This is a genomic window from Bradyrhizobium sp. 139, from assembly GCF_023074175.1.
Taxonomy (GTDB): domain Bacteria; phylum Pseudomonadota; class Alphaproteobacteria; order Rhizobiales; family Xanthobacteraceae; genus Bradyrhizobium.
Map to the genome: position 1 here is coordinate 1 of NZ_JADPKS010000051.1, position 12,442 is coordinate 12,442.

Here is a 12,442-nt window from a genome sequence, read left to right on the forward strand (position 1 = left end):
GCTGGGATTGCCCCGTCTCTCATGACCTCAACTTCTCGAACCGCCCGGTGCGGACCCGCATGCCGGGTGGTGTGGCAGGGGAGCGACCCACAAGGTCGCCCCCTATGCCGATTCCGCGTGGCTGAAGCGCCGATGAATGCTCCCCCTAATCCAATCGAAAACAGCTTCGAACTCGCAGCCTCGCGCTGCGCGGATCTCACGCCACTCGTTTACCAACGGCTCTTCGAACAGCATCCCGAAACGCGGGCGATGTTCCGCACGCAAGGCAGCGAGCTCGTGATGGGATCGATGCTCGCGCTGACGATCGAGGCGATTCTCGACTTCGCCGGTGATCGTCGCGGGCATTTCCGGCTGATCGCGTGCGAGGTCGCCTCGCACGATGGCTACGGCACGCCGCGCGAGCTGTTCATCGCCTTCTTTGCCGTGATCAGGGATACGCTGCGCGGGTTGCTCGGCGATGAATGGTCGCCGGATGTCGCGCAGGCCTGGGACCGACTGCTCATCGAGATCGACGCATTTGCCGCCGTTCAGGCCTGACGCTTGCGCTGCACCAACACCGGTTGCGGCGATCTCGCGTGATTGCAGATTGAGTGGCATCAACTCTTGTGAGACACTTTCCGTATCGGTCGCGCAATCAATGACGCGCCGACGATAAATATATGGGAGCGAGCGATGTCCGGGACGAAAGATTTCTCGACGACGAGGCGCGATCTTCTTCAAGCGGCGGCAACCGCCGGCGCCGGGGCTGCCATCCTCGGCGGCATGGGCATAAACCCCGCCCTTGCAGCCGAAGTCGGACGAAGCGAGAAGCCGCTGAAGGCGGCGTTCTCCAATGCGGGCCTCCAGGCCACCTGGTGCGCGCAGGGCAAGCAGGCCGCGGAGTTCTGGGGCAAGCTGTTTAACGTCGAGGTCACCTGGTTCGACGGCCAGCTCGATGCGGTGAAGCAGCGCGCGGCAATCGACAACATGGCCTCGCAGAAATGGGATTTCGTCGCCATCCAGGCTTTTGGCATCGGCACCCTCACCCAGCCCGTGCAGAAGATGATCGACGCCGGCACGCCCGTGATCGACATGGACACGCTGATTGCCCCTCTCGACCAGATCAACGTCCACTCTTTCCTCGCCCCCGACAACGAGTTCATGGGCGCGTCCGTGACGCAGGCGCTGTGCAACGCCATGGGCGGCAAGGGCAAGATCATCATGACGCAGGGCGCGCTCGGCCATACCGGCGCGCAGGGCCGTGCCAAAGGCTTCAACAATGTCGTGAAGCAATTCCCTGGCATCGAGGTGCTGGATACTCAACCCGCAGATTGGGACGTCTCCAAGACCGCACGTCTCTGGGAAACCTATCTGACCAAGTACCCGCAGATCGACGCAGCGTTCTTCCACAATGACGACATGGCGCTTGCCGCCGCCAACATCATGAAAGCGCGGGGCCGCACCAACATCCTGATCGGCGGCGTCGATGCGATGCCGCCGGCGATCCAGGCCGTGAGTGAAGGCCGCATGTTCGCGACCGTCCGCAATCCGTCCTGCCGCATCCATGGCGGCGCGATCGTCGCGGGCGTTTCCGCGGTCGTCGGCGGGGAGAAGAGCGGACAGGGCATTCCCAAGAACGTCGTCACCGACGGTCCGGTTGTGACCAAGGCCAACGCACCCGGTATGCAGTGGATGGAGGATCACTTCCTGATCTGACCCTCCATGCCTGAGGGACGTCAGCCCATCCTGGAACTGCAGGGCATCACGAAGAGCTTCGGCGGCGTCGAAGCGCTTCGCGGTGTCGATTTCGCGCTCTCAGCCGGCGAGATCCACGGTCTCGTCGGCGAGAACGGCGCCGGAAAAAGCACGCTGATGAAGATCATCGCCGGCGTGCACAGCGAATTTTCCGGCCGCTTCCTGATCGATGGGAAGCAGACGCATTTCCGCTCGGCCCGCGATGCACACGCGGCCGGCATCGCCATGGTGCACCAGGAGCTGAGCGTCGCGCCCGATCTCACAGTCGCGGAGAACGTGTTCCTGGGCAACCAGCCGACCAACCGGCTCGGCCTGGTACAATGGCGACGGATGGCGCGCGAGGCCGGCGAGCAGCTCGCCCGCTTCGGCATCGACGTCGATCCGATGAGCAGGCTCGGCGACCTCCCGATCGGGCTTCAGCAATTGATCGAGATCGCGCGCGTGCTGTTTTCCGGCGCGCGCATCGTCATCCTGGACGAGCCGACCTCCGCTCTTTCCCCGCCCGAGGTCGAACGGCTCTTTTCCACACTCCGACGATTGCGCGAGCAAGGCACCGGCATCGTCTTCATCTCGCATTTCATCGAGGACATCTTGCTTGTGTCCGACACGGTGACCGTGTTCCGCAACGGACGGAAGGTCGCCGAGACCGCGGCGGCCGCGACCAGCAAGGGTGCGCTGATCGAGGCCATGATCGGCCGCGGCGGCGAAGCGCTCGAGCACAGCTACACCGATGACCTCATGCTGCCCCGGCCGAGCGACAGCGCGGTGGTCCTGAAGGTCGACCAATTGTCGCTGGCCCGCAGCCTGAAGGACATCTCCTTCGAAGCGCGCGCCGGCGAGGTGCTCGGCGTCTACGGGTTCATGGGCTGCGGCCAGCAGGAGCTGTCGCGCATCCTCTTTGGCAAGCTGAAGCCGGACGGCGGCACGCTCGCCGTCGAGGGTAAGCCCAAAACCTTCGCCAGCACGGCGGCGGCCCGACGCGCGGGCGTGGCGCTGGTGCCGGAGAGCCGGCGCGCGATGCTGTTCCACCAGGAGCCGGTCTACAAGAACGTCTCGATCAGCATCCTCGACCGCATCTCGGCCCTGCTGCTCAAGCCGGCGCGGGAGCGCGATATCGCGAGGCGCCAGGTGGAGCAATTGCAGATCAGGCCACCGGTGGTCGGTCTCGATCTCGGCATGCTCTCCGGCGGCAACCAGCAGAAAGTCGCGCTGGCAAAATGGCTGACCTTTCCGCCGAAGCTGCTGGTGTTGTGCGAGCCGACCCGCGGCATGGATGTCGGCGCCAAGAACGACGTCATCAACATCGTCCGCGACCTCCGTGCCAAGGGGCTTGCGATCATCGTGCTGTCGACCGAGCCGGAAACGGTGCTGTCGCTGGCCGACCGCATCCTCGTGCTCAAGCGCGGCACGGTGGTGCGGGAATTCAGGAACGAGCCGGTCAGCAAGGACCGCCTGCTGCAAGCGGCGTGACGGAGAGGTACAATGGCGAGCAGTGAAACGGCTTTGGCGGCAGGTCAGCGGGCGCGGGGCATCGCGCCGTTCCTGCGCTCGCAGATGCGCAACATCGCACCGTTCCTCACCCTGATCTTCCTGTCCGCCTTCTTCGCTCTCGCCAGCCCGTCCTTCGCCACGCTGGACAATCTCGGCAACATCCTGACGCAAGTCTCCGTCACAGGCATCATCGCCGTCGGCCTCACCTTCGTGATCCTCTGCGCCGAGATCGACCTCTCGATCGCCAGCATCGCCAACGTCACCGGCATCGCGGTTGCCTACTTCACGCTGCAGGAATCCTACGTCAACATCCCCAACATTCCCCTCCCCGGCGCCGCCGCAATCCTGATGGCGATTTTGCTGTGCGCGCTGCTCGGGCTCGTCAATGCGCTGGGGCTGACCGTGATTGGCATCCCCTCCTTCATCATGACCCTCGCCATGATGCAGATCGCGGCCGGCATCTCCGCGCTGCTGGTGCGCGGCCAGATCGCCTACAAGGTGCCTGGCGTGATCACCACGCTCGGCTCAGGATCGATCGGCGGCATTCCCTGGATCGTCATCGTCGCGGCGATCATGCTGCTCGGCGGCCATCTGGTGCTGACCTACACGCGCTTCGGCCGCTATGTCTACATGGTCGGAGGCAACCGCGAGGCGGCCGAATATTCCGGCCTCAACGTCAAGCTCATCCTCGGTGCCGTCATGGTGATCTCGGCGGTGTGCTCCGGCATCGGCGGCATGCTCGGCGTCGCCCATTTCGGCAGCGCGCAGCAGAACGAGTTCGACACCTATTTGCTCGACTCCATCGCCGCCGTCGTCGTCGGTGGCACCAGCCTGTTCGGCGGCCGCGGCGGCATCGGCAACACCATCGTCGGCCTGTTCGTGTTAGGGGTGCTCAACAACGGCCTCGACCACGTCAACATCGACAGCTTTTTGAAGATCCTGATCCGCGGCCTCATCCTGCTGGCGGCGCTGGTGATCAATGTTTATGCCCAGCGGCTAAGGGAAAAAGCGGCGGAGTAGCGCCCTCCAAACAAAAAACGCGAAAACAACCCCATGCACAGTACAAATCATTGAAGAATTTTGCGCTGGGTGGCCCAGGCCGGCGCCTCAGGGGCGTTTGACACGTCGGGCAAAACAGGCGCAAGATCACATCATGCGGCGGCACCGTGTCGCCTGAGATCCGCCGCTCGGTGCGCGCTGCGGCGAGCGCTTTTCCGGAGTGCGCGTCTCGCCGGCTTGATGCTCCTGAACCCGGCCGCCTCTTCCTGAATCACGACGTCGAGACCGATTGAGTCCGAATGTCCTGCGCGGTCTTTTGAAGCCGCACGAGATATCGTTTCTTTGCGGCGACTTCGCTCACAGTACCGGAAATCAAATTGATGCTGATCGCGGCAACGACGCTACCACCCTGATCGCGAATAGGAACGGCGATGCCGCAAATCGCCGGATCGAGTTCGCCATCGACCCAGGCGTAGCCCCGCTCCTGCGTCAATCGCAGCTCCCGAGCGAGGCGATCGGTGTCGATGATGGTGCGTGGCGTAACTGACCTGAGCGGCGTGTTCGCCAAATGTCGGTCTCGCTGCTCCGGCGGAAGATTAGCCAGAAGCACCCGTCCCAGCGAGACGAGATGCGCGGGGAGCCGGCTGCCGATTCCGAGATTGGCCGAGAGGATACGCCGCGCCGGAAGTCTCAGGGCATAGACGATATCAGTTTCATCGAGCACGGCGAGCGCGCAGGATTCGCCGATGTCGTTGCGGAGATCTTCGAGCGCCCGCTGGGCATAGCCCCAGAACGGCAAGGCGTTCAGATAGGACAATCCAAGACCGAGAGCGCGAGGCCGCAGGCGGAAGTAACGGCCGTCGGCTTCGCAATATTTCAGCGTGACGAGGGTGGCGAGCATGCGTCGCGCCGTTGCGCGATTGAGGCCCGCGTGGACGGCGGCCTCCGAAAGCGTGTGCCGACCTGGGGATCGGCCAAGCGCTTCGATCAGGGCGAAACCTCGTTCTATCGCTCGAACATATCCATCACTCTCTTTTGGCAATTTCAAAGCCCCTTGCGGAGTCGGGCAAGCTCCGCGCATAGTGTTTCACAAATCGACTAATTCGTTCGCCTGGCGAACAATATGGGAGGAGACGCGATGACGCAAGCGCCCGCATTCGAGACCGATTTCTGGAAGGACGCTAATCTGCGCAAGGTATGGGACGAGATCGTCCCCGGTGAGCCGCGCAAAACACTTCCCTACAAGCTGACTTTGGAGGCCATCCAGCTCTACTGCCGCTCGGTCGGCGAAGATCACCCGCTCTATTTCGACGAGGCTTACGCCAGGAAGACCCCGTATGGCGGGCTGATCGCGCCGCCGTCGATCCACATCTTGCTGATGTTCGCCTGCACCCCAACCGACGACTGGATGCGAACGCCGGGGACCATCAATGCCGGCCAATCCTGGAGTTACAACAAGCCGGCGCGGCCCGGCGATACCATCACCCTGCAAGCCCGCGCACTGGATAAGTTCATCAAGCGCGAGCGCCTCTTCGTCGTCCACGACAACGTGTTCTTCAATCAGCACGGCGACGTCATCTGTTCCGGCCGCGGCCAGACCATCCGCCCCGCTTGATCGCAACGACAGAAAAGGAAACACGGCATGAGCACCAGCTTCGAAAATCTCTCCGTCGGCGACACTATCAACGGCCCGAAGTTCGACGTCTCGCGGGAGTCCATCCGCCTGTTCTGCGACGGATCGCTCGACTACAACCCGCTGCATCTCGACGACGACTACATGAAGAACAGTTTCGGCAAGACCAATTTCGGCGGCATCATCATGCACGGCATGAACAATTTCGGGCTGATCACCCGAATGCTGACCGATTGGGCCTATCCTGCCGGTGCCATTCAGCGTCGCCTGGAGACGCGCTGGCTCAAGCCGGTCAAACCCGGCGACACGATTCAGCCCTTGGGCGTGGTGAAATCCAAGCAGTCGACGCAGAAATCGCGCTGGGTGCTGATCGACGTGCTAGTCCGCAATCAGAAGGGCGAACACGTCGCAGCCGGTGAAGCCATGGTTGAATTTCCGGTATCCGGTTCAATCGCGGCCTGACCCCGGGCGTAACACTGCGCTTCGCAGCGCCGAGATCGGCATCGATCGCGCCAAGCCTTTACGACAACGATAACAAGACGAGCGCGCGTCGACCGCTCGATGGGAGAACGACATGAACTGGACTGCAAGGGTGAAGACGCTCCGGCTCGCTATTGGCTTGGCGCTGCTATCGCTCACGATCTCGCCGGGCTCGGCGTCTGCCCAGCAGTTTCCCCCGAGTCAGATCAAGATCGTTGTTCCGTTCCCGGCCGGCGGCACAACGGACATTCTTGCGCGCTTCATCGCGCAATACCTCGGCGAAAAGCTCGGCGTTTCGACCATCGTGGAAAATCGCGCCGGTGCGTCAGGTACCATCGGGTCCGAGATGGTGGCGAAATCCCCGGCGGACGGCAGCGTGCTGCTGATCACCGCAACCCACCACGTCATCAATCCGAGCCTGTTCCGCAAGCTGCCATATGATACGGAAACCGCGTTCTCGCCCGTGGCCGTGGTCGCGAGCGCGCCGAACGCGCTTGTGGTTTCCAAGGATTTTCCGGCGAAGACCGTGGCCGAACTGATCGCCATGGCCAAGAAAGATCCGGGCAAGTTGTCGTTCGGCTCCTCGGGCATCGGCGGCGCCAATCATCTGTCCGGCGAGTTGTTCAAGCAAATGGCGGGCGTCGATATCGTTCACATTCCCTACAAGGGCGCCGCGCCGGCAATGAACGATCTGCTTGGCGGCCATATCCCGATCATGTTCGACACGCTGCCGACCGTGCTTCCGGCGGCTTCGGCCGGCAACATCCGCGTGCTCGCCGTCACCAGCATGACGCGCGCCGCGTCGCTTCCCGATGTCCCGACGCTCGACGAGGCCGGCGTCAGAGGCTTTGAAGCCACCGCGTGGTTTGGCATGTACATGCCGGCAGCCAATGGCAATGCGGCCTATACCCGCCTAGTGGAAGTGATGAAGGAAATCCTGGCTACGCCGGCGATCGCCGAGAAGTTTGCAACTCAAGGCGTCGCTCCCGGCAAACTGTCGGGGGCTGATTTCACGCGTTTTGTGGATGCCGAAATCAAGAAATGGTCTGCCGTAGTGAAGACCGCCAACGTGCCCCTGGAATAGGCGTACGCGGACACAGACGAAAACATTATGACCGACAAGGAAGCCTTCAGTGGAATTCGCGTTCTGGATCTTAGCCAGGGCATCGCGGGACCTCATAGCGCCATGCTGCTGGCACAGCACGGCGCCGACGTCATCAAGGTGGAGCCGATCGCAGGAGATTGGGGGCGCACCCTCGGCCGCCCCTATGGTCAGAACACTGCGCACTCGATCGCCTTCAACCGGGGCAAGCGGTCGATCGCCCTTGACCTGACCAAACCGCGTGGGCTCGAAGTCGCGCGGAAGCTGATGAAACTGAGCGACGTCGTCATCGAGGCGTTCCGGCCCGGCGTGATGGCGAAATACGGTCTTGCCTATGAGGAGGCGAAGTCCGCCAATCCTGGCATCATCTATCTGTCGATCAATGGATTTGGCAGCCAGGGCCCGAACGCGATGCTGCCGGTGACAGACGCGGTGATCCAGGCCTTTTCGGGCTTGATGACGGTCGCCCGGTCAAGCGATGGCGTGCCCAACCGTCTCACCATGATCCCGGTCGACGTCGTCACCGGTCTCTATGCGTTCCAGGCGGTCGCGACCGCATTGGTGCGCAAGTTTCGGTTTGGAACGGGCGGCTATATCGAAGCCAGCCTGATGCAGGCTGCAGCGGCATTCCAGGCGGCAAAGATCATGGAATATCATCTGGAAGGCGGCGAGCCGCAGCCGCTCTATTCTCCTGTAGCGACGATGCGTACCAGCGACGGCTATCTCAACGTCACGGCGATGCGGGAGCAGCACTTCGTTGCCCTGTGCGAAGTCATTGGACGGCCCGATGTGGCGGCCAATCCGGTCTATCAAGGCCGCGAACTGCGGATAAAAAACGAAGCGTCTCTGCTCGCGATCCTGCGTACAGAGTTCGCTAAACAGCCGACCGCCTATTGGGCGGGAAAATTGACGGCGGCCGGCGTGATGAACGCGCCCGTGCAGACTTACGGCGATTTTCTCGATCATCCGCAAACCAAGGCTCTAAGCACGGTGGAGTATGTCGAACATCCCGGCGTCGGCACGATTGCGGTCGCGCAGATACCGGGGACGTCCCCCTTTGCGAGCCAACCGATCAGCCGCAGCCGGTCGCCTCTGGTCGGCGAACACACCGCAGGGATACTCGGTGAAATCGGTTACGCGGAGTCTGAAATCCTCGCCATGCAAACCGAGGGATCGATCGCTGGGCGATGATGCAAGTGACGTGGAATCGACCGATCACTCGTCGGGCGCCCCCTCCTTCCTAGCGATGCCCGGTTTCGGTCGAAGCCAATACCGCCCGCCCCGCAATCTCCTCGGCCCGCCAACACCTCACCGCATGCCCGTCAGCGCGCGTCTCCAGCGACGGCCCCGGCTCCCTCCGGCACACGGCCTCGGTGTAACGACAGCGCGGGCTGAACGCGCATCCGTCCGGCGGATCGAGGGGATTGGGAAGGTCACCCCCTGTCGTCCCGAGCGGTGCATGGCGCAAGGGATCGGGAATCGCGGCGATCAGGGCTTGCGTATACGGGTGCGCGGGACGTTCGAAGATCTCGCGCCAGTCGCCGTTCTCCACGATGCGGCCGAGATACATGACGGCGACCCTGTCGCTCATATGTTCGACGACGCCGAGATCGTGGCTGATCATGATGTAGGAGAGGCCGAGCGTTTCCTTCAATTCCAGCAGCAGGTTGATGATCTGGGCACGGATCGAGACATCGAGCGCCGAGACCGGTTCGTCGCAGATGACGATTTTGGGATTGAGGATCAGCGCACGCGCAATGCCGATGCGCTGGCGCTGGCCGCCCGAGAATTCATGCGGGTAGCGGCCCGACTGTTCGGGCCGCAGGCCCACATGCCGCAGCATCGTCGCAACGCGGTCCTCGATCTCGCCCGCGGCGGTCACGCCATGCACACGCAGCGGGTCTTCAAGCGTGCGACGAACGGTCTGGCGCGGATTGAGCGAAGCGTAGGGATCCTGAAACACCATCTGCACGATACGGGCCAGCGCCTTCCGATCACCCGATTGCCGGTTCGTCACGACCTGTCCGTCCAGCACGATGCGGCCGCGCGTCGGCGTCAAGAGACCAAGGATCGACAACGCAACCGTCGATTTGCCGGAGCCGGACTCGCCGACGAGGCCGAGGCATTCGCCGCGCTTCAGCCTGAGATCGACACCGTCGACGGCACGGAGCAGCCGGCGGCCGCGGCCCAGCAGGCCGCCCCCCAGCGGAAAATGGACCGCGAGATCCTCGACGCTGAGAATGATATCGTCGTCCGGCCTGCCCTGCGGCTCATGCATGGTGATGACACCTCACCAAACCGCCTGATGCCAGCGATGTCGTCTCCGGTGCGGTGGTCCGGCAAATGTCGGTCGCCTGCCCGCAACGCGGATTGAACCGGCAGCCGTCAGGGAAATTCGTGATGGCCGGGACGACGCCCGCGATCTCCTTGAGCCGGTTGCGGCCAACCGCGGCGCGACTGCCGAGCCGCGGCAGCGAGTCGACAAGACCCTGGGTATAGGGGTGCGAGGGCGCGCGGAAAATTTCGGCCGAGCCGCGCTCCTCGACAATGCGGCCGGCATACATGACGGCAACGCGGCGGCAGACATTGGCGACCAGGCCGAGATCGTGGGTGATCATCAAGATCGCCGTTCCTCGCTCGGCGCACAGATTCCGCATCAGCTCGATGATTTCGGCTTGCACGGTCACGTCGAGTGCCGTGGTCGGCTCGTCGGCGATCAGCAGGTCCGGACCGCATGCGAGTGCGATGGCGATCATCACACGTTGACGCATGCCGCCGGAGAGCTGGTGCGGGTAATCGTTGACGCGCCGCTCCGGCGCGGGGACACGGACGCTGGCCAGCGCCTCGACCGCCAGCCGGTTGGCCTCTCGCCAGCTCTTGCCCTTGTGCAGCACGAACATCTCGGCGATCTGCCGCCCCACCGGTGAGACAGGGTTCAGTGCCGTCATTGGCTCCTGGAAGATCATGGCGATGCGATTGCCGCGCAGCTCCCGCTGTTTGGCCGCTGAAAGGTGCTGGATCTGCCGCCCCTCAAATCGAATGACGCCGCCGCCGACCGACAACGGCTGTCGCAACAGGCCAATCAAAGCGAGAGCCGTAATGCTCTTGCCGCAGCCGGATTCACCGACCAGGCCGAACGTCTCGCCACGATCGATGCGGAACGACACGCCCTCCACGGCGGGAACCTTGCGGGATCCATGGTTGAGATCGATGCGCAAATCCTCGACTTCGATCAGCGGCGAGCCGGTCATGTCCGTCGGCTCCGCGATTGTGGATCGAGAATGTCGCGCAGGCCGTCGCCGAGCAGGTTGAGGCCGAGCACCGTCAGGAAGATGGCAAGGCCTGGAAAAACCGAGAGCCACGGCGCCGTCGTGATCTGGTCGCGGGCTTCCGACAACATGCTGCCCCAGCTTGGAAACGGCGGGCGGACGCCGAGGCCGAGGAACGAAAGCGCGGCTTCGGACAAGACCGCGCTGCCCATGCCCAGCGTGCCGATAACGACGATGGGTCCGAGCATGTTAGGCAGCAGCTGCGTGATCATGATCCGCAAGTCACCGTAGCCGAGCACGGTTGCGGCCTGCACATAGCCCTGGCTCCGAAGCGACAGCGCCGAGGCCCGAGCGATCCGACACGTGAAGGACCAGTTGGTCAACCCGAGTGCGATGAGCAGGCTGGTCAGGCCGGGGCCAAGCACCGCCATGATGGCAAGCGCGAAAATCAGGGATGGGATTGCGAGCATGAGATTGGTCAGGCCATTGACGACATCGTCCCACCAGCCGCCCCAATAGCCGGCGCTCAGGCCCAGGGCCACGCCGATGACGCTGTTGATCAGCTGCGAGACGATGCCGACCGTCAGCGAGATGCGCGCGCCGTAGACGACGCGGGAATAGATGTCGCGGCCCTGCCCGTCGGTCCCGAACCACCAGGTCCAGCTCGGCGCCTCTTCCGCATTCATCAGGTTGGCGTCCAGGACGGGATCCGTGTGCGCCAGCCAGGGCGCGAGCAGGCCGACCAGGATGGCAAGCGCAAACAAGGCGCCACCCATGACGAGATTGGCACGGAGCTTCATGCGTATCTGATCCTGGGATCGATCACGCCGTAGAGCACGTCGATCAGCAAGTTGATCGCGAGAAAGAACAGCACCACCATGAGAATGGAGCCCTGGACGGCCGGAATGTCGCGCTGCAGGACACTGTCGACGAGCAGCGAGCCGATGCCTGGCCACGAGAACAATTTCTCGACGACGACCGCCTGCCCCATCAACGCGCCGAATTGCAGGCCCATTGTCGTGAGAATCAGGACGAGCGCGTTGCGCATCACGTGCCACTTCACGACCCGAGTCTCGCTCATGCCCTTGGAGCGCGCCGTGCGGACAAAATCGGCGGTCATGATCTCGAGGACCGCGGCGCGCGTGGTCCGGGCCAGCAGCGCCATCGGCGAGACGCCGAGTGTCACGGCCGGCAGGATCAGATATTTGCCCCCTCCGTCGCCATAGCCAAAACTCGGCAGCCAGCCGAGTTTCAACGCGAACAGGTACATCAGCAGCAGCCCGAGCCAGAATTTGGCCATCGAGAGGCCCGACACCGCCACGACCATCGAGACCGTGTCGACGATACCGCCCGGCCGCAACGCAGCGACGAAACCGAGCGGCACGCCGACCACGATCGCGAACGCCATGGCTGCGAATATCAGTTGCAGCGTTGGCCATGTCCGTTTGGCGATCATGGCTGTGACCGGCTCGCGGGTCCGGAACGACGTCCCGAAATCCCCGGTCGCGAGCTTGGCGATGTAGGCGCTGAAACGGACGTAGACGGGCTCGTCGAGGCCGAGCTGCTTCTTCATGCGCATCTCGACCTGCGGATCGGCATCATCGCTCATGGTCGAGGCGATGCTGCCGGGAACGACGCTGAACAGCACAAAGACCAGCAGCACGACAGCGAGCACGGTCGGAACGGTCTGCAAGAGACGACGGAACAGGAAGGAGAGCATCGGCACTTTTCCTC

General features: G+C 63.2%; 13 protein-coding genes. 8 read left to right on the forward strand and 5 right to left on the reverse strand.

Annotation, left to right across the window (positions count from 1 at the left end):
- Positions 1-132: 132 nt before the first annotated feature.
- The 4 genes from IVA80_RS13185 (at position 133) to IVA80_RS13200 (ending at position 4,245) form a co-directional block, all read left to right on the forward strand.
- The gene (locus IVA80_RS13185; protein WP_247430633.1) at positions 133-537 is read left to right on the forward strand and encodes a globin; all 405 of its coding nucleotides are present in this window, start codon (positions 133-135) and stop codon (positions 535-537) included.
- Positions 538-672: 135 nt separating this feature from the next.
- Positions 673-1,695 (forward strand): sugar ABC transporter substrate-binding protein, encoded by a 1,023-nt coding sequence (locus IVA80_RS13190; RefSeq protein WP_247349284.1) that lies wholly within the window; start codon positions 673-675, stop codon positions 1,693-1,695.
- A gap of 6 nt (positions 1,696-1,701) precedes the next feature.
- Positions 1,702-3,204, forward strand: coding sequence for a sugar ABC transporter ATP-binding protein (locus IVA80_RS13195; protein ID WP_247430141.1), 1,503 nt, complete (start codon positions 1,702-1,704; stop codon positions 3,202-3,204).
- Between the two features lie 12 nt (positions 3,205-3,216).
- Positions 3,217-4,245, forward strand: coding sequence for an ABC transporter permease (locus tag IVA80_RS13200; RefSeq protein ID WP_247430144.1), 1,029 nt, complete (start codon positions 3,217-3,219; stop codon positions 4,243-4,245).
- 250 nt (positions 4,246-4,495) lie between these two features.
- Here IVA80_RS13200 and IVA80_RS13205 read toward each other — a convergent pair whose 3' ends face one another.
- Positions 4,496-5,305, reverse strand: a complete 810-nt coding sequence (locus IVA80_RS13205; protein WP_247430146.1) for an IclR family transcriptional regulator C-terminal domain-containing protein — start codon at positions 5,303-5,305, stop codon at positions 4,496-4,498.
- Between the two features lie 57 nt (positions 5,306-5,362).
- Between IVA80_RS13205 and IVA80_RS13210 the strand changes: the two genes are divergently transcribed.
- From IVA80_RS13210 to IVA80_RS13225, 4 genes are all read left to right on the forward strand, one after another.
- Positions 5,363-5,839: a MaoC family dehydratase gene (locus IVA80_RS13210; RefSeq protein ID WP_247430149.1), complete on the forward strand. Its 477-nt coding sequence runs from the start codon at positions 5,363-5,365 to the stop codon at positions 5,837-5,839.
- A 27-nt stretch (positions 5,840-5,866) separates the two neighbouring features.
- The gene (locus tag IVA80_RS13215; RefSeq protein ID WP_247430152.1) at positions 5,867-6,319 is read left to right on the forward strand and encodes a MaoC family dehydratase; all 453 of its coding nucleotides are present in this window, start codon (positions 5,867-5,869) and stop codon (positions 6,317-6,319) included.
- Between the two features lie 112 nt (positions 6,320-6,431).
- Positions 6,432-7,421 carry a tripartite tricarboxylate transporter substrate binding protein gene (locus IVA80_RS13220; protein ID WP_247430154.1) on the forward strand — a complete coding sequence of 330 codons (990 nt, stop codon included), beginning with the start codon at positions 6,432-6,434 and terminating at the stop codon, positions 7,419-7,421.
- 27 nt (positions 7,422-7,448) lie between these two features.
- Positions 7,449-8,630, forward strand: coding sequence for a CoA transferase (locus IVA80_RS13225; RefSeq protein WP_247430157.1), 1,182 nt, complete (start codon positions 7,449-7,451; stop codon positions 8,628-8,630).
- A 49-nt stretch (positions 8,631-8,679) separates the two neighbouring features.
- On the opposite strand, the gene IVA80_RS13230 is transcribed toward IVA80_RS13225, so the two are convergent.
- The 4 genes from IVA80_RS13230 to IVA80_RS13245 are packed head-to-tail and all read right to left on the reverse strand — an operon-like array spanning position 8,680 to position 12,428.
- Positions 8,680-9,717, reverse strand: coding sequence for an oligopeptide/dipeptide ABC transporter ATP-binding protein (locus tag IVA80_RS13230; protein ID WP_247430160.1), 1,038 nt, complete (start codon positions 9,715-9,717; stop codon positions 8,680-8,682).
- Positions 9,710-10,690 (reverse strand): ABC transporter ATP-binding protein, encoded by a 981-nt coding sequence (locus IVA80_RS13235; protein WP_247430163.1) that lies wholly within the window; start codon positions 10,688-10,690, stop codon positions 9,710-9,712. Before IVA80_RS13235 ends, IVA80_RS13230 begins: the two co-directional genes overlap by 8 nt.
- Positions 10,687-11,508, reverse strand: a complete 822-nt coding sequence (locus IVA80_RS13240) for an ABC transporter permease (protein ID WP_247430167.1) — start codon at positions 11,506-11,508, stop codon at positions 10,687-10,689. Before IVA80_RS13240 ends, IVA80_RS13235 begins: the two co-directional genes overlap by 4 nt.
- Positions 11,505-12,428, reverse strand: coding sequence for an ABC transporter permease (locus IVA80_RS13245; protein WP_247430637.1), 924 nt, complete (start codon positions 12,426-12,428; stop codon positions 11,505-11,507). The genes IVA80_RS13240 and IVA80_RS13245 overlap by 4 nt, the downstream gene beginning before the upstream one ends.
- Between the last annotated feature and the right edge of the window lie 14 nt (positions 12,429-12,442).